We start from the raw sequence: 24,541 nt of genomic DNA, 5'->3' as shown, positions 1-24,541 counted from the left end.
ATTATTAAATAAATAATATATTTTATATTTTAATATTAATTATTTACTAAATTTGATAGAACTAAATCCTAAAAATCAATTAAATATGAAACAAAACTATCTATTAATTGTGCTCAGTGCACTGATGCTTTTAGTAAACTGTAAAGGAGACGAATCAGTTATTGATGAACCTGGTCAGAACATCCCTCAAAACGGAAAGGTGGAAGGACAGGTATTTGCTAAAAACGGAACAAAACCTGTCGGAGGAGCCCTGATATTCACTATTGACAAGGATAACAGGGTGTACCATACCTATTCAGACAATGACGGAAAGTTTACTTTAACAACTCCCGAAGGTAATACTACGCTTCATATTCAGACCGGTAACGGAAAAAATTTCAGAACTGAAATTCCGGTCACTGTTAAAAAGAACGAAACCATTACCGTAGCTGCATCAGATACTAAATTGAATCAGGTTGCAAAAATGGCATATGTAAAAGGAAGCTATGATGAAATTGAAACTATTATTACAGGTCTGGGGTATACTGTTACAGAAATCTCTTATCAGGATCTTAAAAACCTGAATAAAATCTCAGAATATGATATCCTTTTTCTGAATTGTGGATCACGTAGCTACACGCAAACCGGAACTCCCTCCCCTAGTAATGATTCTGACGTTTACAACAACCTGTCAGCTTTTGTTACCAATGGAGGCAGTATTTACAGTTCTGACTGGGCTTCTGCATATCTTGTCGGTGGCAACAGTAATACTACAGACTGTAATGCTCCGGGTGGTTTCATTAATGACAACCTTCTGTGTTTAAAATCCATTGGCTCTGCAGGTACATATACCAACTGCAGTGTTTCCAATACTTCTCTGGCAACAGCATTGGGATTTAATACACTGGATATTACGTATGATATAGGCGCATGGGAAAAAATCCAGAACTATGATTCTACGTTTTGGGATGTTCTGGTACAAAAGGACAATGAGCCACTGATGATAAGATCCGGTCATTACACCAATCCGAATGCACCTCAAATTCCGGTAGGTACATCCTTAAACAATAATTACATCACTATCTGCCATCAAACTTCCAACGGAAACTCCATTACAATGACAATCAGTCAGAATGCGTGGAGTGCTCATCAGGCACACGGAGATACATCAGGGCCATGTACAGGAAATTCCAATAGCGGAAATATTTATTATACCACATTCCATAATCATGCTTCCGGAAATATCGGAAAAGCAGGCCTTATTCTGGAGTATGTAATTTTAAATCTCTAATAATTTTTTTAATTTAAATAAAAGTGGCTTTTTATAAGGTCACTTTTTTTATATTGCATATATATTTTTAAGAATGGATACCACAATCATTAATATTCTTTGCCTTATTTTATTATTTATAGGGATACTTGGAACTTTTTTACCCGTTCTTCCGGGATTATTATTGAGCATCTGCGGGCTCCTTATTTACAAATTCGGAACAGATGCTGATCTGCCAATGATTTATATCTGGACATTCGGGATTCTTACCGCTGCCTCAGTAGTATTAAGTTATGTAATTCCTGCCAGAACTAACAGAAAATACGGAGGAACACGCTGGGGAAGCATTGGTTCTGTGATCGGAACTATTGTCGGAATATTTATTCCAATTCCATTAGGCTTCCTGATCGGTATGTTTGCCGGAGTTTTTATTGGTGAAATGCTTCATGACAGCAAAGACATGAATAAAGCACTTCAGTCTACAAAAGGTGCTCTTATCGGATTTGTTTACGGTACGGGATTCAGTTTTGTAGTGGGTGTGGCAATGTTTTTGGTAGTATTACTGAATATGTTTAATATTATCTGATAAAAAAAGAAACTATGCTCCACAAAACCATTATCCTTAGCTTGGGAATACTGGCCTTAACAGGTTGTGATGCCCAAAAGAAAACAAGAACAGAAACTGAACCCAAAGTTGCTGAAATGAATTCCGGTACAAACACCAGTATTCCTTCAGACCAAAAAGATATGATCTACTTAAGCCAGGGAGAAAATAAATTCCTGAAAGACTACGAAATGAATGTTACATTCAAAGGGATTTCAGAAGACAGCCGTTGTCCGGAAGGGGTAAATTGTATATGGGCAGGAGTTGCTGTTGCTCAGATAGAAGTAATGGGACTTGCCACAAGACCAATGACCTTAAACCTTGCCAGCATGGATCATGCAGCAAAAAACTATCATCAGTCAGCAGACTTCAATGGATATACAATTACATTGAAAGAAGTTACTCCTTATCCAAAAGCAGCAGATGGAACAAAGGCACTTGCCGGAAAATACAAAATAGGAATCAGTATTCAAAAAGCAGAAACCCCTTCAGGTTCTACCACGAAATAGGCTTCTTACCTTTGGAAACAAGATATTCATTGATTTTTGAAAAAGGTCTGCTTCCGAAAAAACCTCTGTGTACAGAAAAAGGAGAAGGATGCGCTGATTTCAGGATAAAATGCTTAGCCGGATCTATAAGTTCGGCTTTTTTTTGTGCAAAAGCTCCCCACAAAACAAAAACTACATTTTCTTTTTTATCAGAAATCTCTTTTATAATAAAATCAGTGAACTTTTCCCATCCGAGATCTTTATGAGAGTTAGGAGAATGAGCACGTACGGTAAGTGTGGCATTTAATAACAACACCCCCTGCTTTGCCCAATCATCTAATTCTTTTGAAGTTCTTACCACTCCCAGATCATCTTTTAATTCAATAAATATATTTTTTAGTGAAGGAGGTGCTGCTACCTGCTCAGAAACTGAAAAGCATAAACCGTTTGCCTGATAGTCATTATGATAAGGGTCCTGGCCGATGATCACCACTTCTACTTCTTCAAACGGAGTTAATTCCAATGCTCTGAATATCTGGCTCTTCGGTGGAAATACCTTAGTGGCAGCATATTCTTTCTTTACTTTTTCCCATAAGGTTTTAAAGTATTCCGTACTCTTAATTGGTGCTAAAACTTCTGTCCAGGTCATAAATTTGATATTTGATATTGACTTTTTTTCAGGCTAAAAATGACATTTCCGGAATTTTTTTCATCTCTGATATTGTCATCAACAGCAAACTTATGCTTCAGAAGTAATGCATGAGAACTTCTGTTCATCTGATTGGTAAAAGCCAAAATTTCCTGTAAATTTAAGGTATTAAATCCAAAATCTAAAACGGCAGCCAGTGCTTCTGTCATGATCCCTTTTTTATGATAATCCGGTAACAGTTCATATCCTGCTTCGGCAATTTTTTTATCACCGGAAAAATTCCAAAGGCAAATGGTACCAATAAGATTTCTGTGTCCTTTGTAAGAAATTCCCCAGAAAACAATTTCTTTATCTTCAGTCTTTCTTTTAATTCCTAAAATAAATTCTAACGCTTCATAATTGCTCTTGGGTGAACTTCTATTCACAAACCTATTAATCACTTCATTACTGCGAATCCGTAAAATATCTTCTACATGACTCTCATTAATTTCTGTTAAGATTAATGTTGCGGTTTCAAGTTTCATCTTTCAAAATTACTAAAACCTTACCCTTACCCAATATGATCCAGAAAAAAATATTCTTTCGTTAGTCAAATTAACTCATTTTCAACTTCCCGCCTCACTAACATTCATATTTTCTCACTAAATTTGCACTGTGTATATAGATAAAGAAGATTTAGACGAATTAGAGTTTCCGCAATTGCTCGCGGAAATTTCCCCATTTGCGTATTCTCCGAAAACAAGAGAAAAAATTCTTCAACTTCGTTCGATGGAAATAGACGAGGCAGAACTTTCATTAAAGAAAACTTCAGAATACCTGTCGAGTTTTGAAAGTTCAAATGCCATTCCGTTTGATGAATATGAAGATATTGAAAGTGAGCTGAAACTGATGCTGATTGAAAATTACCGTCTGGAAAACTCTGCTTTCATAAAAATAAAAACCATCACGGAACAAATCGGTAAACTACAAAAGTTTTTCCCTACCATGCCTGAAACCTTTCCCACTTTAATGGAAGATGTTTCGGTACTGGAATTCAGAAAAGAAATCATTGAAAAGGTAGATAAAGTATTTAATCGTTTTGGTGAAGTGAAAAGTGAAGCTTCTCCGGCTTTAAAAGGACTGAGAACCGAAATCCAGCATGCCAAAAAAGCTATTCAGGAAAATTTCAACCGTGCACTTACTACCTATGGACAGAGTGACTTCCTGGATGATATAAGGGAAACAATTATTGATGACCAAAGAGTTCTGGCAGTAAAATCAGGATTCAAGAAAAGAGTTCCCGGAAGAACTTTAGGAATCTCAAAAACAGGCTCCATTACATATATTCAACCGGACAGTGTTGTAAAACACTACTTCAAGCTTCGTGAGAATGAGGAGGAAGAGAAAAAAGAAATTGATAAAGTACTGAGAAAATTAACTGCTGAACTGGCAGAGTTCCAACCTCAGCTATGGAGATATCAGGTTTATATTTTTGATCTTGACCTTACAAGAGCTAAAGCAAAATTTGCAGATGTAATAAAGGGAGTTCTCCCAAAAATCAATCGTCATAAAACCCTGAGGCTGAGAGATGCTTTCCATCCCCTTTTATGGCTGCGTAATAAAGCTGAAAATAAGACTATTTTTCCTCAGACCCTTACGTTAACGGAGCACAACAGAATCATCTGTATATCCGGTCCGAATGCCGGTGGGAAATCGATTACTCTGAAAACAGTAGGGTTATTACAGCTGATGATTCAAAGTGGCATCCTGGTTCCTGTACATCCTAAGTCCGAAATGTTTTTCTTTGATAAGATCATGACAGATATTGGTGATAACCAGTCTATTGAAAATCATTTATCAACTTATTCATCAAGATTAAAGAAAATGTCCGGCATTATCCGTGAAGCTGATGCAGATACCCTTTTACTTATAGATGAATTTGGAACAGGCTCTGATCCTGAACTGGGAGGAGCTCTGGCAGAAAGCTTTCTGGAATTTTTCTACGATAAAAAGAGTTTTGCCATTATCACCACACACTATACCAATATTAAATTGGTTGTGGAACAGCTTCCCAACGCTGAAAATGCAGCGATGCTGTTTAATGAAGAAACCCTTGAACCCATGTATAAACTGGAAGTAGGACAAGCCGGAAGTTCATTTACTTTTGAAGTTGCAGAAAAGAATAAAATTCCAAGGTTTATTATTCATTCAGCAAAGAAAAAAGTAGAACATGATATTGTAAATCTGGACAAAACCATTGTTAAATTACAGCAGGAAAAATTTGAGGTTGAAAAACTGAAATCTGATCTGGCAGAAAGAAAGGAATCCGTAGAAGATAAACGTGACAACCTTCAGAAACTGAATGATCAGCTTCAGCAGAAACTTTTCAACTTTCAAAAACTGTATGAAGAGGAACATCGCAAACTACAGTTCGGAAATAAGATTGAAGCATTCATTGACAGCTATACCAAAGGAAAATCCAGAAAAGATGTTGTAAAGGATTTTGTAAAACTGCTGGAACAGGAAAAATTCAGGAAGCTGGGAACTGATAAAGATGAATCAAAACGTCTTCAGGTTGTTAAGAGAAAAATCACTCAACAACTGAAAAAAGAAGAAGTGATTGAAAAAATTGCTGAGACCAACGAAAAACTGGAGGAAAAACGCAAAAGTGACCGCGCGGTCTGGATGAAAGTTGGCCAGCGTGTACGTATTACGGGAAGTACCAGTGTGGGAACTATTGAAAAAATTTCAAGAAACAAAGTAATTGTCAATTACGGAACTTTCAAGACAACGATTGATGCGGATGAACTTGAAAGAATTTAATTATAAAATAGAAAGCGCTGAAAATACAGCGCTTTCTATTTTTTTTGCCAATATTATATATATTTGGATATGATTAAAAGACTTTCTGTAATATGGTTATTTTATAGAAAAATAATTCCTGCAACGGTATTGTTTTCTTTATTATGTTCTTTCTTACTTCAGTTTAACCCAGACAGTTTTGGTTTAAGCTTCCTTTTCATCTTACCTGTTCTTCACTATTTTATTTATGAACTGAGATTAAAAAATGAATATTACTTTTACGCCAATTTTGGCATATCCAGGCTTCTTCTCTGGATAATAACCGTATCATCAGGTTTAAGTATCAAAATTATTACCTGGTTCTTATGAAAAGACTTCATATTGACAGCATCACCAAATCTTTTAATAATAAAAAGATTTTGCAGGACATTTATCTGGAATGTGAAACGGGCAGTATTACCGGTATCCTCGGAAGAAACGGATCAGGGAAATCAACTTTATTAAAAATAATTTTTGGAGTAATTCATGGTGATACCCAATTTATAAAATATGATGGCAAAGTTTTAAAAACTTTATCAGACAGAAAAGAAAAAATCGCTTATCTTCCACAGGTTTCTTTTTTACCAAAAAATAAAAAAATTAAAAATTTAATTCAGCTTTTTTGCAGTAAAGAAAATTACGGACAGCTTTCTTCATGGGAACCCGTCGGTTCTTTGCTCAATGAAAAGCCCAGAAATCTTTCAGGTGGGGAACTCAGGCTTATTGAAGTTCTACTTATTATATTTTCCGAAGCTGAATTCATTTTATTGGATGAACCATTTCATAGCCTCTCACCTAAAATCGTTTATCGATTAAAAGAGATTATACGCCAACAGTCAATCCACAAAGGTTTTATTATCTCGGATCATAATTATCCCGATGTATTGGATATTTCAGATAGTGTATTCCTCCTTTCAAACTGTCATTTAAAACAAATACAGGATTTTAAAGAACTACAGCTTCATAATTATCTTCCGAAAAGTATTTAATTTATATATTTGGGAATTAAAAATGTCATTATGATTTCTGTAAATAAAGCATTCTGTATATCCATTTTCAGTTTTTTTTCTATAGCTTTTGTCAAGGGCCAGAATAAGGTTCCTTTCGGGGTTGTAAAAGCTGAAGAAGGATATGCCAATGTAAGGGTTCACAAAGATAATTACAGGAAGATTGTAGACAAAATCCGCATGCGTAAGGGAGATGTTTTTGTTTACGTAAAGCCAGCTCCCGGGGAAACAGAATGGATATGGATCAAATACCCGGAAAAACAGGATGAAGAAAAACCTTTCGTAAGGTATGAAACCCTGGATAAAGAAGGAATGGTAAATAAAGAACGTATTGCTTATATTGACCAGCTTCCCCAGTATACTCCATCCAAGTCCAAAAATGGAAGATCACTTATATTTACAGATAATTCTGATCCTAAGATTCCTACAGCTCAAAGAAGCAAGATTGTTATTGACATTTACCCTTCTAATGCCGGCTATCGTAAAAAAGAAAAGGATGCAGACGGGAAAATTCTCACGATTGACAAGGTAAAACCATGGGGAATCAGTAACGAACTTCCTGAGGGAATGACTGAAATTAAATCAATCCGGGTCCAGCAGCCGGGAAGAGGTTCTGTTTTTGTAAGAGAAGCCATTAAAAATATGTTCCAGCCTACAATGGACTTTAATAACATCGGAGTAACTTCCCTGGACAATGACAATATTTTTCTTTATATGATCAACGGTTCAGGAGAGAACCGGTATACCACCCTTTGGACCATCAAAAAAGGAAGAGTGATCAGTCAGATTATTTTACATAATCCGGAATAAATTCATATTTTTGCATCGAAAAGTTTAGTGCTTATTCATCATAGAAACTGGTTCTGCTTAACCGCAGATTAAAAGGGAACCGTGTGAGAATCACGGACTGTCGCGCAACTGTAAGTAACTGAATTCTTTATCAAAAGATCCACTGTGCGGGCATGGGAAGGAGATTAAAGAAGTTACAAGTCAGGAGACCTGCCTTTTTCTTAAACAAGAAACTTTCGCGATTTGAAGTGTATTGATCTGATGGATTTTTTCAGGAATTTTTAGGTTCCTGTTATTATTCTGTTGTTTTAATAATATTTCATTTCGCTTTAATTAATAATGAAATATGACTACAGAAGAAAGAATCCAATCATCTGAAACCAGAATCTTTAAAGCGGTTTTCCCTAACACAACCAATCATTATGACACCCTTTTCGGAGGAACGGCTATGCAGCTGATGGATGAAGTAGCTTTTATTACCGCGACCCGGTTTGCAAGAAAAAGAGTAGTAACCGTAAGCAGTGATAAAATTGACTTTAAAAAACCTATCCCGGCAGGAACGATTGTTGAACTGATCGGAAAGGTCTCCCATGTCGGAAAAACCAGTATGAAGGTAAATGTTGAAATCTATACAGAACAGATGTATTCCTACGAAAGAGAGAAAGCCATTGTGGGTGACTTCACTTTTGTAGCAATAGATGAATTCAAAAAACCAATCCAAATACTATAATAACAGGATCGGGCGGCCAGAAGGCCGCCCGAATCATTATACTGTCTGCAGATAAATTTATTTTAATACTTTTTCTGTCTCTAAACTTCTGTTCAGTAAAAGTTCAAATGCCTCTCCCATCTCATCCGATGCCCTGCGTATTGCATTCTCAAGCATATTTCTGATCTGTTTTTCCGTAACTCCGGCCTCTGTCCAGCTTTTTCCTGAGGTATGGGAATTTAAAATAAAAGGCATTATCCGGTCTATAGCACATGCAAAGATCGCATCAGGGGTCTTCTCTTCTTCAAATTCCAGCCAAAGGTTGAAAAATTCCGAACGTAATGGCTCATTCAGAATCCCAAAAATTTTTTGTGCGGAAATTTTCTCTCTTTCAAATTTACCCACCATTGCTTTTTCATCAAAAAGGAAAGTATCGCCCGCTTCTATTTCCACAAGGTCATGAATGGACAGCATTCTGATCACTCTGAGCAAATCAATATCTGCACGGTTTTTTGCATAGGGATAAAGAATCTGTGCTAAAATAACAATCTGCCATGAGTGTTCAGCAGTATTTTCTCTTCTGGAATCATCTGCATTATAATTTCTCCTTTGTACGTTTTTCAAAGCATCTACTGCCAGGATAAAATCAATTTCCTTTTGTATTTTCATTTTGTTTATTTTTATAATATTCTTCCGACGGATATACTTTTGTTTTTGCAGCCCATCTGTTCTTAATTTTTTTCCGGATAATTACTTTTACCGTATCCTCATTAGTAAAATCTTCCTCCTTTTCAAAAACTTCTCCAGACCTTTACCATAGAATATCAGGTGTTTACGCTGGGTATCCTTCAAAATAAGTCCAACTGAATACCCATAATATTTATTATCTGAAAGTTTGATAACAAAAATACGATCAAAATTCCGATCTCAAAATATAAAGCTTTTTCTATCTTAATTAATTGTGATCATCATAAATTTTTCTCTCATTTCACATTTGATATGACTCAGCTTTATATTCAATTTAAAATTATTAAACTGAATATCAACTACTTAAACAAATTAATTAAAAAATTTCACTACTTTGTATTGCATAATACCATTTTAATTACATATCTTTGTAATGTAAAATCAGAATAGGCTCAACTAGCTAGGAGCAAATTCTGAGAATATAACTAATTAATAAAACTTATCAAAGATGAATACTGAAAATACCAAAGCGCAAATGCGAAAAGGAATTCTGGAATTCTGTATTTTAAGTCTCATCAATCATCGTGAAATGTATGTTTCCGACCTTATAGATGAACTGAAAAAAGGAAAACTGGATGTAGTGGAAGGAACCCTCTATCCTCTTCTCACACGACTTAAAAACGGAGAATTTCTCTCTTACAGATGGGAAGAATCAACAGGAGGACCACCCAGAAAATATTATCAGATTACAGAAAAAGGAAAACTTTTCCTGGATGAACTTCAAAATACCTGGAACGAACTGACAGCATCAGTAAACCAAATCACTCAACAACATTAAAAAACAAGGCTATGAACAAGACACTCTCAATAGGACTCGCAGGTTTTTCTTTTACGATAGAAGAACACGCATATATAAAGCTCAGCGATTACCTGAACGCTCTGAGAAGCTCACTGGATGCTTCTGAGGTGGATGAGGTAATGCATGACATAGAAATAAGAATGGTGGAGATCTTCAGGGATTCTCTGGGAAAACGTGAAGTGATCAATGATACGGATGTAGAAAAAGTAATTGCACAGATCGGAACTCCGGAAAAAATTGAGGAACAGGAAGAGGCTTATTTTTCTGAAAAAACAACAAGCAAAAATAATAATTCCGGTACAAGTCATACGGATAAAAAACAATTGTTCCGTGACCCTGAAAAACAAAAGATCGCAGGTGTTTGTGCAGGTCTGGCCCATTATGTAGGAATGGACATTACAGCCATGAGGGCCATTTGGTTAGGAATCTTCGTTTTAGGGATTTTTACAGCAGCCATCTCTTCTTCGCTGATCGGACTTCTTTATGTTATTCTCTGGATTGTACTTCCCAAAGCTGAAACCGCAGCTGATTTTTTGAAGATGAAGGGAAAGCCTATGAACTTCGACAATCTTAAGAATGAATCAAACAAGCTGGTTCAGTTTGCTAACGAATCTACACAGAGAGTCGGGGAAATATACAACGAAAACAAGCCCTATATCAACAATGCCGGAAGCGGGGTTTGGAATGTTATAAAATACTTTGTAGGAGGTTTGTTTGTACTCCTGGCAATAGGAAGCATTATCGGCGTATTTGTACTCTTCGGACTTTTTGGAATGGACACAGATTTCCCGGGAGCTAATGAAATCAGATTCTATATGGATGATAATGGCCTTGATAAAGTATTGGCTGCCATGATGGTTATCGGAAGCTTAATTCCTGCCATTATCTTCAGCTTACTGAGTATCAAGATTTTTTCACCAAAAACTAAACTGAGAAATATCGGATGGGTACTTGGAGGACTTTTCCTTCTGCTGATTGGCTTAGGAACTTACTTCGGAATAAGCATGGCTAAAAAAGACCTGATCTACAGAGGCAGTAAAGAGGATACAGAAAATGTGGCAATCAATACAACTTCAGATACCATTTACGTAGATGTAAAACAGGTAAATATCCCTCAGAACTTCAAAGCTTATAATGACGATATTTATTCTGATAAAAAATCTGTATTCGAAGAAGATTACATTTCGGTAGAAGTAACCAGAAAATCAGATATCAAAACTCCATACCTGATTATCAAAAAAGAAGGAAACGGTTACAACTTCCCTATCCAGGTAAATGTTCCGGTAGAAGTAGTGGACAATAAGGTAATTCTTCCAAACTATATCAAGTACCCTTACGAACACAGATTCAGAGACTACAGGGTAGAATATGAGCTGGTTGTACCACAGAAAGCTGTAGTTATTCCAATGAAGAAGGACAGAATTGATTTTGATGGAGACTTAGACGGCGATGGCATCAATGATGATGATCAGGACGGGGATGAAAACCACCAGGTTGTAAGAATTGAGAAAAATAAGATTTCAGTAAACGGATCTACGATTGAATACAATTCAGATGACAAGGACAGTATTATTATCAATGGTAAAAAAGTTCCGAACAACCAGGCAAAGCAAGTAATTGATTCAGTATCGTCAGACATCAAAAAAATGAACAAAGATGTAGACATCAAGATCAAAGACGGAAAAAACGAAATTTCCATACAAACTAAATAATTAACTTCAGAGAGTGCGAGAAGGTGTGAATGGACAGCAATCGTTTGAAATTCACACTCTTCTTCTCTCAGAAAAGTGAAAAAATCATGCGAATTTAGTTTCTTATGTAAAAAAAAAGTTTTACTTTCGTATCGTTAAAAATATAATAACCAACCAACAAAAACACTCACCTATCATGATACAATTTGCCCTAGAATTTGTAATGAAAATCGTAGATTTAATCAACGGTTTATTTTAAGAGCGATAATATTTCAATATATTTGTAAAGTATAACCAAAGTTTGGTTATACTTTTTTGTTTTTAATCTAAGAATCTATGAAAAAACTGATAGGCAAACTAATGCTGAAACTATTAGGATGGAAAGTTGTTCTGCAGGGCGATGTAAACAACCTGAACAGATGTATCCTTGTGGTTGCACCACACACCCATAATATGGAATATATTTTAGGAAATTTTGCCTATTGGTCCCTGGAAAAGCCTTTAAAAATTATCATTAAAGATACCCACACCAAAGCCTGGTACGGCAGTGTGGTAAAAGGGCTGGGTGGAATTGGTATTGACAGAAGCCAGAAAAATGACCTTGTAAATTTTGTAGCTGAACAATTTACAAAAGAAGATTTCAGTCTTGTGATTACTCCGGAGGGAACAAGAAGCTGGGTTCCGAAATGGAGGAAAGGATTTTATCATATGGCGCTGGCAGCCAAAGTCCCAATCGTATTGGCAGCTGGTGATTTCAAAAGGAAAATTGTTTATCTGGGATACACTATTCCTTATGAAAGAATAGCATCAGTTCCTTTTTCGGAAATCATGCAGGAAATTCAGGACTATTATGTAAAAAATGATATCGTGCCAAAAGTTCCTGCCAACTGGAATCCTAACATTATGGGAAATGAACAGAATTAAGTGCATTCATTTCAGAACCTATATCAATTATTTACAATGAAAGATCAATCAAAAGAAGAAATATTAGAGTTTTTGAACAACTGGGGAAATGAAACCCTTGCAAAAACTCTTGAAATAAAATTTATCGATATCGATGTTGAAAACGAGACCCTTACAGCTACAATGCCTGTACTCCCGAGAATCCATCAGCCTTTCGGGATCATGCATGGAGGAGCAAGCTGTGTACTTGCTGAAACACTGGGGTCAAGCCTGTCCAATATTTTTATTGACGGAAATAAATATTACGGGGTAGGCACCAATATTAATTCCAACCACCTGAGAAGTAAAAAAGATGGAATAGTAACCGCTACTGCACGTTTTATCAGAAAAGGGAAAACCATGCATGTTTCTGAAATTGAGATCAGAGATGAAAAAGGAGTCCTTATCAACCATACTACAATGACAAACAATATCATCAACAGATAAAAGCATAAGGCTCAGATTTCTGAGTCTTTTTTATTTAAAACCCTTTAAGATATGCTCAGAATTACACATTATAATTTTGACATTTTTAAGACTAGTGGTACCTTTGCAGAAAGAGAATCAAACTGGAATTATATGATTTCCAGACTGTGATAAAATCTATCCATAGCTCATGATTTATTTCAAACTTCCTTTCAACGAAAGACTTTATTCCATAGATAATAATAACTATAATAACGCGATAAGCTTTTATTCTTATGATGGGCTTTCCCGGATTAACTTTCCGGGAAGTATTATTGAAGCAGATCCTTCAGTGTCTTATGATCCTTTCATCAGCAACGAATTACAGACAGACAGCACTCATTCCGTTGCTGAAACAAAAGATGAATACTGTAAGACCTTACAAAAGATAATTGAAGTAATCAAAGAGAATAATCTTCCGAAACTGGTCTACTCAAGGAGGAAAATTTTTACCAATTTTAAAAGTATCGATTACAGGGAAAGCTTTGAAAATTTATGCAGGGCTTATCCGAATGCGTTCAGATACCTGTTCAACGATGGCCGGAACGCATGGATGGGAGCTTTTTCTGAAGTTCTGGGAAAATTCAATAAATCAACTCATGAATTTGAAACCATGGCATTGGCTGGAACCCTACCCATAACCGATCAATGGTCTGAAAAAGAAATAGAAGAGCAGAAACCTGTTACCCGGTATATTCAGGAAATACTTGAAAAGTATTCTGACCAGGTTCAAATCTCTGAAACATATGACCATATCTCAGGAAATATCAAACATCTCCGGACAGATTTTAAAACAAATATAAAGCCTGAAGATCTTGACAGACTTATTGAAGAGCTCCATCCTACTCCTGCTGTCTGTGGTATTCCGAAAGATTTCTGCAATGAAAATATCCGGAAATATGAAAAGTTCCCTCGGGAATTCTATGCCGGTTATATTAAAGTGGAAACAGAAGAAAGCATTTTATATTTTGTAAACCTACGATGTGCCCGGCTTTACCGGGATGCTTTACATATTTTTGTAGGGGGTGGAATTACCTCACAGAGCAACCCTGAAAAAGAATGGATTGAAACTGAGCTGAAGTCTGAAGCGATATTAAAAAGCCTGTCCCTATCTAACTGATATCATTCACACTAAACTGTATAACAATAAAACCTCTTTCAATTGAAAGAGGTTCTTTATTTTTTTGAAAATATAATATTTATCCGATTATTTTTTTACTCCGATTCTGCTCCAGGCATCCATAACGAAAAGTAAAATAAGGCCAATAAATGCTGCTGCTGCCGAAAATACGAACTTCAGGTTATCACTTTCTTCAGACAGAATATCTGACTGCCAGTCTATAGCATAAAGATTAATGGCGATGAATACAATGAACAGTACTAAAAATACTTTATAAAACTTCTTCATGACTCTTAAAAATTAATGTAATTCTGCACCAATTGAGCAAAATTTGCGGTGAATAATTTAATTGAAATCGCTAAAAGGATAATTCCGAAAACTTTCTGCAGGATCATTAAAGTTGCATCCCCAATTTTCCGCTCCAGCCATTTTGCTGATTTCAGCACCAAATATACGAAAATTGTATTAAGAATAATTCCGCAAATAATATTAATATCATGAAATTCAGCTCTCAGAGATAGTGCTGTAGTTAATGTTCCTGCACCGGCAACCAGTGGAAATGCGATGGGAACGATGGATGCAGCTTTTGCTTCTGTAGTTTTATTGATTTCAATTCCTAAAATCATTTCCAGGGCTATGACAAAAATCACAAAAGCACCTGCAATGGCAAAGGAGTTAACATCCACACCAATCAGCTTGAGAATTTTGTTTCCTACGAATAAGAAAACAATCATAATTGCTCCGGCAGTAATAGCAGCTTTTCCAGCCTCAATTTGTCCAAACTTCTGCTGAAGGCTTACAATAACAGGAACTGAGCCGATAATATCAATAACAGCAAAAAGAACCATAAAGCTGGTAACGATCTCTTTAATAGAGAAACCATTAAGAATTTCCATCTCTTTGTAATTAAAAATTTCGCAAAAATATGAAAATAAATTGACTATTTGCTAATTTGTGAATATAAATTAACAATTGTTTTCAAAAGTTCCTCAATACCTTCATGAGATTTCACAGGGGCATATTTCTCCATCTGGATTTTCTGCTGAAGCCTTCCGTAATCATCTGCGACAGATGAACCTTTGTGATTTTCAAGAAAAGTCTTAAACTCAGCCGCAGAACCATGAAAATACTGGCTCCTTACTTCCTGATCTAATTCTTCAAGCGTATCAAAAAACTTTTCATACTCACCGTTATCCTTAAGATTTTCCAGATAGCTGAAATAATCATTAATGTCTGTTTTAAGCAGTTCTTTAATCTCTTTTTCTGTTTCAGCCACGGAACCCAAAGATTTTGACGGTACAGTTTCCCTAACTAATGTACGTTTTTTTTGCCAAGTTTTAAATAAAAGGTAAAGGACAAATAATCCTAAAAGAACAGCAATATTGGTCAGCAAAATGTTCCAATGAAATTTACTTTTTTCTTTTACTTTAAAGGAAGTAGTCTTTAAAACCGGTGTATTTACTGTTTCCAGAAGATTATTGGTATAATCATTTACTTTTTCCACAGTAGAGCGCGCTTCCATAACCTGTTCGTGAGAGAAAGCATTGAAATCCAGTGTTTTTTGTCCAAGATCTACATATTCTCTATTTTCAGGATTAAAGAATGCAAACTGTTCGGTCTTTATAGAAATCACACCTGCCTTTTTCGGAATAATCACATAACTGGCAAGAATTTCACCTTTCATTCCAGTTGTTCCAGGCGAAACCTTAGAGGTAATTTTAGGAGCAAAAATCTCATAATCCGGAGATGAAGCGATTTTTGGAAGTTCCATATCCGGAAGGTTCCCTTCACCCGAAACTTTTATCACTACATTCATTGGTTTCTTAGCTTCAGGCTTTTCTTTAGAAGCGTTGTATACATTTACCTTAAATTTCCCAACAGCATTTTTAAAGCAATCAGGAGCACCGTCAGGAAGCCTCTTTACATTCAGTTTTACCTTATTGGAAATAATTTTATTTTTATTGGAGTATGAGTTTACAGAAGCCGATACTCCCGGGATTTCCACATACCCTGCTTCATTTGGAAATACCATAAACATAGCCAGAATCTGGGAAGCCATATTACCGGAGCCTGAAGGATCTATTTCAGATTTATTAAAATTAATAGGATGTACATTGATATTATCCTGCTCAGGAAGATGGATATTCTTGACCTTCCTAAGGTTATCCAGATTTCTTGAATACACCTTTAAAACCGCTATAACAGCCTGATCCTGAAAAACTTCACGATCATCAACTTCCATATTCAGAAACACCTCGTTTGAAGTATTTCCTGCAAGAGATCTTTTATCAACAAGATCCCGGATATTGACATCAAACGGCTCTGTTTTATAGATTTTATTATTGACCGTAACCAGTACTGAACCTATTTTTATTTTTCCTTTCTTCTTAGGCTCAAGGGCAATTCTGGATACCTTTTGAGTAATCAGCGTATTGGTTGCGGGGTCAATTACCGTATTGGTAACAGAGCCGCTACCTATAATATTAAATTTTGAAAGATCCGGAAGCTGGAATCCTGTTTGCTGCACAAGATCACTCCCATTAAGTTCTAAAACAATAGTAAGATTAACAATATCTTTACCACCATATTCAGATTTATCTGCATCGAGAGAAAGATTTACCTGTCCGTAAGTTATTACGGATGCTAAAGTAAGCAATATGTAAATCAATTTGTGTTTCATCACCAATCTTTCTCGTTGCTTTCAGGCATCGAATAAGAATTCTTGTTTAAGATTCTTCTGGCGGTTTCTTTTTCTTTCTCGTTTATTTTATCTAAGATTGCATTTTCGAGATCTTTTGGCATTCTACCTTCATTTTCCGGATTCTGCTTAGGATTATCACCCTGATCGCCTTTCCCTTCATTTTGAGGACCATTTCCCTGATCCTGTTTTTCCTTATCACCTTTCTGATCATCACCTTTGTTCTGATCATTACCGCCGCCTCCTTTTCCTGAGTTGTTCTGCTGGTTTTTCTGTTGTTTTTCTTTCTCTTTCAGCTTGGCAATCTCATAGTTCTTGCGGGTTGCTTCACTGTATGGGTTTTGCTTCAGAGCTTTTTTATAATAGTCCGCCGCTTTTTCCGGCTGATTCATCTGCATATAGGTATTTCCTAAATTATGAAGTGCTGCCGCCTTATCAGGCAGAGTCTGGGAAAGTTGTTGCGCTTTTTCAAACTCAGCCTTAGCCTCTTCATATTTTTTACTTTTATATAAAGCATTCCCTAAATTATAGTGTCCTGTAAAATCTTTATCATTTGATTTTGCAGCTTCCATATATTTTGAGGAGGCTCCTTCATAATCTTTACCGTCAAATTTCTGATTTCCTTCATGAATCAAGGTTCTGTAATTTTCCTGCCCAAACAAAAAGCCTGAGAAGGAAAAAGCAATTATAAACGATAAAAATATGATTTTAGTATTCATCACTTGCAAAATTATCCCTTTATATGTTAATAAACAGGGGTTTATTTGTTAAAATTGGGTTAAAGTACACCTTAAAATCATTCCTTCCGGCAGAAAAGCTAAACATTAAAATCTTTTTTAGGGTTAAAAAGAAAAATCAGAAAGAAAAACAGTAAAGATACTCCCAGAAAATACTGATAATAATGATTCGCATTCTGTGATTTCACCATGGTTTCAGATCCTGAACTTTTTTTATTGACTGCTTCCACAATTCTATCGGGAGCTTCATTGATATTATTACCGTCAATATAGCTTCCTCCGGTAGATTCAGCCATTTTTTTCAGGGCTTCGGTTTGTCTTTTTGAAATAACCGTTCCGCCGTTAACATCTGTTTTATATCCCATTAACTGACCATATACATATTCAGGAACCGGTGCCCCTTCGTCTGATCCTATTCCTACAGAGGTAATGCTTATCCCCTCTTTATTAGCGAGTCTTATTGCTGCATTATCATTACCTTCATTGTCTTCACCATCACTGAGTAATATTACTTTCCTGGAACCTTTGCTTACATTTTTGAACTTCTCAACTGCAGCTTGCATTCCTTTAAGGAAGTCTGTTCCCTGAAACTGCATTGAACTGGTTTCAATCCCGCTTATAAAAGTTTCTGCAGAATTATAATCTGTAGTCAACGGCATAATAGACATTGCGCGTCCTGCAAATATCACAATTCCCACCTTATCATTTCTCATTTTCTGCATGGTCCCCAACATCAGATTCTTCGCTTCAGTCAGCCGGCTTGGTTCAATATCCTCAGCATTCATGGAATTTGAAACATCAAGCATAAAAATCACATTATTAAGCTTCTGGGTACTCTTCACTTCTTCCGAACCATTAAGAAGGTCAATAATAGAAAAGATAAGAAATACAGTCCCCAACAGGTACAAAGCCGGAAAAAACTTTGTAAATCCTGATTGTTTTTCAAATAAATTGTCATGGAACTGACTGTCTGCAAAGAGTTCTCTTTTTTTCTTCTTCCATCTCAGAAAACGGATTAAAAAAGAAGCTAATAATGGCAGAAGCAACAGCAAAAATAAATACCAATAATTTCCTAAAGACCAACTCATCAGCTTAAAATTTTATATAACACCCATCTCAATAATGCATCCAGCACCAGTATTCCCAAAGCAATCCAAAGGAAAATTTTAAAATACTCTTCATAATTGTAAAGTTTAGAAACTTTTACATCAGACTTCTCTAACTGATTAATTTCATCGTATATCTCTTCAAGACTGCTGTTTGATGTAGCCCTGAAATATTTTCCCCCGGTAGCCTGCGCTACTTCCCTGAGAGTATTTTCATCAATCGTCACTTCAGTTTCCGTAAAGATAAGGTCACCAAAAATATCCTGTGAGGTAGGCATCAGAGCATATCCATTGGTTCCGATTCCTATGGAATATACCTTAATATTGTTGTTTTTAGCAAGCTCGGCAGCAATCTGCGGAGGGATAGCATTCTGAATATTACTCACCCCGTCAGTCATCAGAATAACCACCTTACTTTTCGCTTTACTTTTAATCAGGTGATTTACTGCTACAGATAATCCTTCCCCAATAGCCGTACCTGGCTCAAGCCCATCTGAATTTAAATTCTTAATCTCATCCATTACCACCTGATGATCTGAAGTAACAGGAACCTTCGTAAAAGCTTCTGCGGCATAAGCCACAACACCTATTCTGTCGTTAGGCCGTTTCTGAACAAACTTCACCGCAATATCTTTTAATGCAGTAATACGGTCCGGATTTAAGTCTTTTGCAAGCATACTGAGCGAAACATCTATAGATAACATGATATCAACTCCCTTTGTATCATCCCGGTCCTGCGAAACAGTAAAGGTTCTCGGCCTCGCCATAGCAATGATCAGAGCCGAAAGAATAATATATTTTGATATTTTCAGAAAAAAAAGAACGAATTGAATTCCACCGCTGTTATCCATATGTTTAACGGCAGGCACTTTTATCCCTTTCTGTTTCTGTCTTCCCGCATCTTTAATAAAGAGAGGGATAAACAGCAGAAAGAGTAATAAAAACCATGGACTGTAAAACTCAAAATCAAACATCCTTCCTTAAGTTTTCAAATTCTAAATCTTTTGATGATCTTTTAACAAAGTCCCGGATACCGGCAAAATCTTTTTCCATGGTCTCCTGATCAGGAAAAGTTTTTGCAAACTTTACAAGATCTCCTCTTAAGAAAACATCTTCAATGATTTTTTCATTCTCCTGCGAAATGGTATTGTTTTTCTTCATAGCATCAATAAGATCATCAGTAAGGAGTACATCTGCCGGAAGATGATACTGCCTGGTAATAAATTTTCTGGAAATATCTATTAACTCTACATAAAATGATCTGAAATTTCCTCCTTCAATATATTTTTTCTTTTTAAGGGAATCCAGTTCTTTCAAAGTCTGGTTGGTTGCTACTACCGATGAACTTTTTGACTTCTTACCCCATTTTACAATCATAATGATTGCAATGATCAGAGCAATAGCCGCCAATGCTGCCAGGATATAGAATTTATAAAGCTCCCAATAATCCTTTGCCTCAAGCTTTACTTCCTTATTTTTCATAATGTCATTAATCTGATCCGCTTTTTGCGCTGTATTAATTACATCAATCTCATAAGGAATAGTCTTAAGTACTTTATCGCCAACTTTAAATTCCAGTTCCGGAATTGTAAATTTCCCTTCTTCAAAAACAGCAAATTCAATTTTCCTTTCATAGGAATTTGCATTCTGCCCGATACTGTCTTTAGTTTCTTCAAAATGAAAAGGGAGTAACTCATTTTTAGGTGCAGAGATTACCTGATTATCGTGGATATTGTCAATCTTAACCACGAAATGATTGATTTCACCCAAAGCGATGGTCTTCTTCTCTACATTGGAAGATAAGATCTGTGAAAAAGCATTTGCACAGATGAACAGAGATAATATTAAAAGTATTTTTTTCAATTTCAAATAATAATTCAGGCCAATGCCTTCTGTTTCATTTTGATTCCTGATATCCTTGTATCAGTATTATTTTTTCTGAAAATAATTATACAATAACCTTGAATAATCTGAACCCGTATTAATATTCATAAAACCTGCAGAGCTACTGGAAAAATCCTCTTCCAAAGCACGTAATTTCTGTTTTTGAGCTTCTGCAAAAGTATATCGCCATCTTGCACTGGAAGTATTGGCCCACACCTGCTCTCCTGTTTCCGCATCATATAAGAGAGCGTATCCTATATCAGGAATTTCATTATCTTTTTCATCATAGATACGAAGTCCCAGCAGCTGATGCTTTTTTGAAGCCACTCTCAGCATTTTGGAGTCATACTCATCAGCAAAATCGGAGAACAGAAACACCAGGGACTTTCTTTTAAAAATTCCCATCATATACTCCAAAGCTTTATCTATTTTTGATTCTCCCTGAACATAATCCGCTGTCAGGATATTGCTGATAATCGATAGGATATGCTTCCTTCCCTTTTGTGGAGGAATTACTTTATAGACTTTATCAGCAAACAGGATCATTCCCACTTTATCATTGTTTCCTGCCGCAGAAAATCCCAAACTGGCAGCAATTTCAGCAACATATTCCCTTTTCAGCTGGGTTTTTGTTCCATAATCCATTGATGCAGAAATATCTACAAGAAGCATCATGGTCAACTCCCTTTCCTCTTCCATTACTTTTACGAACGGCTCGCGGAAACGGGCTGTTTTATTCCAGTCAATTCTTCGGATTTCATCACCAAACTGATACGGACGGACCTCCGAAAAAGTCATACCCTGCCCTTTAAAAGCACTATGATATTGTCCCATTAAAGCAGCTTCCGTCTTCTTTCTTGTACGGATCTCAATCTGCTTTACTTTTTTTACAATATCTTTTATCTGCATAACTTTCTAATGTTTTTAACGTCAAACTCAGGATATTAATCTCTAAATTCTATAGCAACATTCAACCATTCATCATCAAATTTCGGACTGTACTTTTTATAGAAATTAATAGCAGGTTCATTCCAGTTCAGTACCTGAAATACCATTCCGCTATAATTGTTTGATTTCCCGTATTCAAGAGTAGCATCAAATAATTTTTTCCCGATCTGCATTCCCCTTTTTCTTTCGGTCACTACCAAATCCTCCAGATACAGTCTTTTCCCTTTCCAGGTTGAATACCTGTCATAATACAATGAAATACCTACGATCTCATTCTCAAATTCAGCAACAAAAGCACCCCAAACCGGAGCCGCTCCAAATCCATCTTCTATAAACTGATCCAGCGTTACGGTTACTTCATGTAATGCTTTTTCATATTCTGCAAGCTCACGGATCAGATCCAACATGGAAGGGCAATCCTCCTGAACTGCTCTTCTGATAATTACCTCACTCATTACGGGGCCTGTATTTTTGCTAAAATTCGGTTAATGATTTCTTCTGTTGAAATTTCTTCAGCTTCAGCTTCAAAAGTCAATCCCATTCTGTGTCTCAAGACGTCTTTTGCCAATGCTTTAACATCTTCAGGAATTACAAAAGCTCTTCCTTTTAAAAAGGCATATGCTCTGGAAGCAATTGCCAAATTGATAGATGCTCTCGGAGAAGCTCCGAAACTGATATAATTTTTAAGCTCAGAAAGTCCGTAATTCTCCGGATAACGTGTAGCAAATACCATATCCAGAATATATTTCTCTATTTTTTCATCCAGATAAATCTGGTTAATCAGTTCTTTAGCATCTACAATATCCTGGAGTGAAATTACAGGCTTTACAACCGGCTGATGTGAAGTGGAAACCATTCTCATGACCAGTCTTTCATCTTCAAATGAAGGATAGTCAATAGTACATTTCAGCATAAAACGGTCACTCTGTGCTTCCGGTAACAAATATGTACCTTCCTGATCAATCGGATTTTGTGTAGCAAGCACCAAAAATGGTTTGGGCAGTTTCATTGTTTCGTCACCAATAGTTACCTGCTTTTCCTGCATGACCTCAAGAAGAGCCGACTGCACCTTTGCCGGCGCACGGTTAATCTCGTCAGCAAGAACAAAATTGGCAAATACAGGACCTTTTTTTATAGAAAAATCATTGTCTTTGATATTGTAAATCATTGTCCCTACCACATCTGCGGGAAGCAGGTCCGGAGTAAACTGTATCCTTGAAAACTCACCATGAACAGCATCTGCCAAAGTTTTTATGGCTAAAGTTTTAGCAAGTCCCGGCACCCCCTCAAGAAGCACATGACCATTTCCTAAGAGACCTACCAGAAGACGGTCTATCATATACTCCTGCCCAATAATGACTTTGTTGATTTCCTGTCTCAGAAGAGAAAATAAGTAGTTTTTTTCTTTTACTTTTTCCGTTAGCTGACGGATATCTTCAGCTTGATATGTATCTGACATAGCTTGATTTAAAATAAGTGGTAAATTTCTGATAAATACTTGCATTAATCAACACAATCAATGCCATTATAGAGTTAAAGTTTGTTAAATATTCCGGGACTGACAGGCAATAGAACTTACCGGATTTTATGTTACTGAAATATACAAATGTTGTGATCCGAAAAATGAGTCACAACATTTATATATTATTAAAATCAATTCAAGTGCTGAATATTGAATAGTATTAAGGTTTGGTAATAGTAATTGTAAATGTATTTTCAGACACATCTACTGTTTCTTCGTAAGAACCTACATTCACATAATATTCAGTTCCGGAAGTTGTTGCAATAACAAGTGTTTCCGTACCTCCACCACCAGCATTATCAACAGTATCCACACATACAAGATTACTGCAGGTCCCGTTATAAACACCTACCTGCGGATCAAAAGTACTGCCTGCAGGCATGGTCAGCTTAACAGTATATTGACTTCCATCTCCTGTAAATTTAAACCATGTCCCATCATTCATCGCATCCGTACAGGATGTAATAAATCCACCATTATTGGTTGCCGATACAGCATCATTCTGGGTATAGGAATAAGGAAATACAGACGCAGACAAAGCTCCCGAACAAGCATCATTTGCCGGCACCGGCGGAATGGTTTTAAAAGCAATATCTGAACATCCGGTTGAAGGAACACCGGCTGAAACCGCCGTAACCTTCAAATAATAATTGGTATCCGGATTCAGGGGTGCTGAAGGAGTAAAATCATTGGAAGTTACCGTTTGCTGATTAATAACATCTGTACCTCCCGGACTTGTTCCCAATGAAATTTTATAAGAACCGGCACCGGAAACAGGCAGCCATTTAATCTGAGGAGACAAAGAAATAAACTGGGTATTATTCACCGGATAAACAACAAAAGGACAAGCCGGAGCAGGATTCGGTGTTAATCCCAGAAATGTTATTGCTGATTTATAATCAGCCCTGATTCCACCTGGCGGAACAGCAGGATCAACGACCCCACGATCTCCTTTATAATATAAGGTAGAATATGGTGTATGTGGATACACATGAAACGCTTCATCAAAATTATTGATATCAATACTCGGCGAATTCTCTTTAGCCGCAACCACCAGATTATCGGTATTATTATAAGCAAAAGGCGTCGTGAAAGTAACCTGAACCTTGCCATTATTTTTTGTAACAGAACCCGCAAATACCTGAGTAAGCTGTGAAACGGGAATCCAGTCCGTACCGGAAGTAAAGGCTGTTTTTGAGGTATGGCCCAAATAGACCGTCCAGTTGGAAGAGTCCGTTATAGTAGAAGCAGGATCCAGATAAAATGTAAGACCGGTAATATTTCCTGCCGAATTCGCATTCAATTCCTGTTTAGGATATATCTGCTGAACATATGAATAAGAAAAAAAACTACTGACCGGTGCAGTTCCTACCCCTGTACTCCCGGTATTTAAATTGATCTGAGCCTGAAGTACACAAACTGCCAATAACAAAAACAAAAGTAAACTTTTCTTCATCATTAATAAAATTATAAGTAAATATGCTACTAATTTAATAATAAATTTTCAACTTTAATGACAAAAATCAATTATTAATTTAAATTTACAATTCAATTTTAAAAAATCATC

General features: G+C 36.3%; 26 protein-coding genes and 1 riboswitch. Of the genes, 12 read left to right on the top strand and 14 right to left on the bottom strand.

Annotation, left to right across the window (positions count from 1 at the left end; all coding sequences use genetic code 11):
* Positions 1 to 85 precede the first annotated feature (85 nt).
* The 3 genes from DRF59_RS17645 to DRF59_RS17635 all read left to right on the top strand — a co-directional run bounded on the left by DRF59_RS17645 (position 86) and on the right by DRF59_RS17635 (position 2,362).
* The gene (locus tag DRF59_RS17645) at positions 86 to 1,270 is read left to right on the top strand and encodes a peptidase associated/transthyretin-like domain-containing protein (protein WP_115963314.1); all 1,185 of its coding nucleotides are present in this window, start codon (positions 86 to 88) and stop codon (positions 1,268 to 1,270) included.
* A gap of 73 nt (positions 1,271 to 1,343) precedes the next feature.
* Positions 1,344 to 1,835 (top strand): DUF456 domain-containing protein, encoded by a 492-nt coding sequence (locus DRF59_RS17640; RefSeq protein WP_115963311.1) that lies wholly within the window; start codon positions 1,344 to 1,346, stop codon positions 1,833 to 1,835.
* 14 nt (positions 1,836 to 1,849) lie between these two features.
* Entirely contained in the window at positions 1,850 to 2,362 is a 513-nt protein-coding gene (locus tag DRF59_RS17635; protein WP_115963308.1) for a hypothetical protein, read from the top strand.
* Here DRF59_RS17635 and DRF59_RS17630 read toward each other — a convergent pair.
* Both DRF59_RS17630 and DRF59_RS17625 read right to left on the bottom strand, forming a co-directional pair.
* Complete coding sequence (locus DRF59_RS17630) at positions 2,349 to 2,990, bottom strand: uracil-DNA glycosylase (RefSeq protein WP_115963305.1); 642 nt, start codon at positions 2,988 to 2,990, stop codon at positions 2,349 to 2,351. The two genes, DRF59_RS17635 and DRF59_RS17630, sit on opposite strands and share 14 nt — an antisense overlap.
* On the bottom strand, positions 2,987 to 3,514 hold the full coding sequence (locus DRF59_RS17625) for a GNAT family N-acetyltransferase (RefSeq protein ID WP_115963302.1): 528 nt from the start codon (positions 3,512 to 3,514) through the stop codon (positions 2,987 to 2,989). The genes DRF59_RS17630 and DRF59_RS17625 overlap by 4 nt, the downstream gene beginning before the upstream one ends.
* 130 nt (positions 3,515 to 3,644) lie before the next feature.
* Between DRF59_RS17625 and DRF59_RS17620 the strand changes: the two genes are divergently transcribed.
* The 4 genes from DRF59_RS17620 to DRF59_RS17600 all read left to right on the top strand — a co-directional run bounded on the left by DRF59_RS17620 (position 3,645) and on the right by DRF59_RS17600 (position 8,336).
* Positions 3,645 to 5,792 (top strand): endonuclease MutS2, encoded by a 2,148-nt coding sequence (locus tag DRF59_RS17620; protein WP_115963299.1) that lies wholly within the window; start codon positions 3,645 to 3,647, stop codon positions 5,790 to 5,792.
* A 344-nt stretch (positions 5,793 to 6,136) separates the two neighbouring features.
* Positions 6,137 to 6,799, top strand: coding sequence for an ATP-binding cassette domain-containing protein (locus DRF59_RS17610; RefSeq protein WP_115963293.1), 663 nt, complete (start codon positions 6,137 to 6,139; stop codon positions 6,797 to 6,799).
* Positions 6,800 to 6,829: 30 nt separating this feature from the next.
* Complete coding sequence (locus tag DRF59_RS17605; RefSeq protein WP_241505627.1) at positions 6,830 to 7,627, top strand: hypothetical protein; 798 nt, start codon at positions 6,830 to 6,832, stop codon at positions 7,625 to 7,627.
* A 31-nt stretch (positions 7,628 to 7,658) separates the two neighbouring features.
* Positions 7,659 to 7,838: riboswitch (cobalamin riboswitch) on the top strand.
* 114 nt (positions 7,839 to 7,952) lie between these two features.
* Positions 7,953 to 8,336, top strand: a complete 384-nt coding sequence (locus DRF59_RS17600; RefSeq protein ID WP_074229813.1) for an acyl-CoA thioesterase — start codon at positions 7,953 to 7,955, stop codon at positions 8,334 to 8,336.
* Positions 8,337 to 8,393: 57 nt separating this feature from the next.
* Here the strand turns inward: DRF59_RS17600 and DRF59_RS17595 are convergent, their stop codons facing one another.
* Positions 8,394 to 8,984 (bottom strand): HD domain-containing protein, encoded by a 591-nt coding sequence (locus tag DRF59_RS17595; RefSeq protein ID WP_115963290.1) that lies wholly within the window; start codon positions 8,982 to 8,984, stop codon positions 8,394 to 8,396.
* Between the two features lie 526 nt (positions 8,985 to 9,510).
* On the opposite strand from DRF59_RS17595, the gene DRF59_RS17590 reads away from it, so the two are divergent.
* From DRF59_RS17590 to DRF59_RS17570, 5 genes are all read left to right on the top strand, one after another.
* Positions 9,511 to 9,840 carry a PadR family transcriptional regulator gene (locus DRF59_RS17590; RefSeq protein ID WP_066694610.1) on the top strand — a complete coding sequence of 110 codons (330 nt, stop codon included), beginning with the start codon at positions 9,511 to 9,513 and terminating at the stop codon, positions 9,838 to 9,840.
* Positions 9,841 to 9,851: 11 nt separating this feature from the next.
* Positions 9,852 to 11,573 carry a PspC domain-containing protein gene (locus DRF59_RS17585; RefSeq protein ID WP_115963287.1) on the top strand — a complete coding sequence of 574 codons (1,722 nt, stop codon included), beginning with the start codon at positions 9,852 to 9,854 and terminating at the stop codon, positions 11,571 to 11,573.
* Between the two features lie 315 nt (positions 11,574 to 11,888).
* A complete protein-coding gene (locus tag DRF59_RS17580; RefSeq protein WP_115963284.1) occupies positions 11,889 to 12,476 on the top strand; it encodes a 1-acyl-sn-glycerol-3-phosphate acyltransferase in 588 nt (195 codons plus the stop codon).
* Between the two features lie 36 nt (positions 12,477 to 12,512).
* Positions 12,513 to 12,941, top strand: a complete 429-nt coding sequence (locus DRF59_RS17575) for a PaaI family thioesterase (RefSeq protein ID WP_115963281.1) — start codon at positions 12,513 to 12,515, stop codon at positions 12,939 to 12,941.
* Between the two features lie 169 nt (positions 12,942 to 13,110).
* Entirely contained in the window at positions 13,111 to 14,079 is a 969-nt protein-coding gene (locus DRF59_RS17570; protein WP_115963278.1) for a chorismate-binding protein, read from the top strand.
* Positions 14,080 to 14,166: 87 nt separating this feature from the next.
* Here DRF59_RS17570 and DRF59_RS17565 read toward each other — a convergent pair whose 3' ends face one another.
* From DRF59_RS17565 to DRF59_RS17515, 11 genes are all read right to left on the bottom strand, one after another.
* Positions 14,167 to 14,367 (bottom strand): hypothetical protein, encoded by a 201-nt coding sequence (locus DRF59_RS17565; protein WP_115963275.1) that lies wholly within the window; start codon positions 14,365 to 14,367, stop codon positions 14,167 to 14,169.
* A gap of 5 nt (positions 14,368 to 14,372) precedes the next feature.
* The gene (locus tag DRF59_RS17560; RefSeq protein ID WP_115963272.1) at positions 14,373 to 14,975 is read right to left on the bottom strand and encodes a MarC family protein; all 603 of its coding nucleotides are present in this window, start codon (positions 14,973 to 14,975) and stop codon (positions 14,373 to 14,375) included.
* A gap of 44 nt (positions 14,976 to 15,019) precedes the next feature.
* Positions 15,020 to 16,759, bottom strand: coding sequence for a BatD family protein (locus DRF59_RS17555; RefSeq protein WP_115963269.1), 1,740 nt, complete (start codon positions 16,757 to 16,759; stop codon positions 15,020 to 15,022).
* A complete protein-coding gene (locus tag DRF59_RS17550; protein ID WP_115963266.1) occupies positions 16,759 to 17,496 on the bottom strand; it encodes a tetratricopeptide repeat protein in 738 nt (245 codons plus the stop codon). The genes DRF59_RS17555 and DRF59_RS17550 overlap by 1 nt, the downstream gene beginning before the upstream one ends.
* A 98-nt stretch (positions 17,497 to 17,594) precedes the next feature.
* Positions 17,595 to 18,602 (bottom strand): vWA domain-containing protein, encoded by a 1,008-nt coding sequence (locus DRF59_RS17545; RefSeq protein ID WP_115963263.1) that lies wholly within the window; start codon positions 18,600 to 18,602, stop codon positions 17,595 to 17,597.
* A complete protein-coding gene (locus DRF59_RS17540) occupies positions 18,602 to 19,594 on the bottom strand; it encodes a VWA domain-containing protein (RefSeq protein WP_115963260.1) in 993 nt (330 codons plus the stop codon). The genes DRF59_RS17545 and DRF59_RS17540 overlap by 1 nt, the downstream gene beginning before the upstream one ends.
* Positions 19,587 to 20,483 carry a BatD family protein gene (locus DRF59_RS17535; protein WP_407643395.1) on the bottom strand — a complete coding sequence of 299 codons (897 nt, stop codon included), beginning with the start codon at positions 20,481 to 20,483 and terminating at the stop codon, positions 19,587 to 19,589. The genes DRF59_RS17540 and DRF59_RS17535 overlap by 8 nt, the downstream gene beginning before the upstream one ends.
* 66 nt (positions 20,484 to 20,549) lie before the next feature.
* Positions 20,550 to 21,413, bottom strand: coding sequence for a DUF58 domain-containing protein (locus tag DRF59_RS17530; protein ID WP_115963254.1), 864 nt, complete (start codon positions 21,411 to 21,413; stop codon positions 20,550 to 20,552).
* A gap of 35 nt (positions 21,414 to 21,448) precedes the next feature.
* Positions 21,449 to 21,907: a GNAT family N-acetyltransferase gene (locus DRF59_RS17525; protein WP_115963251.1), complete on the bottom strand. Its 459-nt coding sequence runs from the start codon at positions 21,905 to 21,907 to the stop codon at positions 21,449 to 21,451.
* Positions 21,907 to 22,911: an AAA family ATPase gene (locus tag DRF59_RS17520; protein WP_115963317.1), complete on the bottom strand. Its 1,005-nt coding sequence runs from the start codon at positions 22,909 to 22,911 to the stop codon at positions 21,907 to 21,909. Before DRF59_RS17520 ends, DRF59_RS17525 begins: the two co-directional genes overlap by 1 nt.
* A gap of 223 nt (positions 22,912 to 23,134) precedes the next feature.
* Positions 23,135 to 24,433: a hypothetical protein gene (locus DRF59_RS17515; RefSeq protein ID WP_123873705.1), complete on the bottom strand. Its 1,299-nt coding sequence runs from the start codon at positions 24,431 to 24,433 to the stop codon at positions 23,135 to 23,137.
* Positions 24,434 to 24,541: the final 108 nt, after the last annotated feature.

Source organism: Chryseobacterium flavum (assembly GCF_003385595.1).
Taxonomy (GTDB): Bacteria; Bacteroidota; Bacteroidia; order Flavobacteriales; family Weeksellaceae; genus Chryseobacterium; species Chryseobacterium flavum.
Note: the sequence above shows the minus strand (reverse complement) of the source record. Positions and strands in the feature narration are given on the sequence as shown.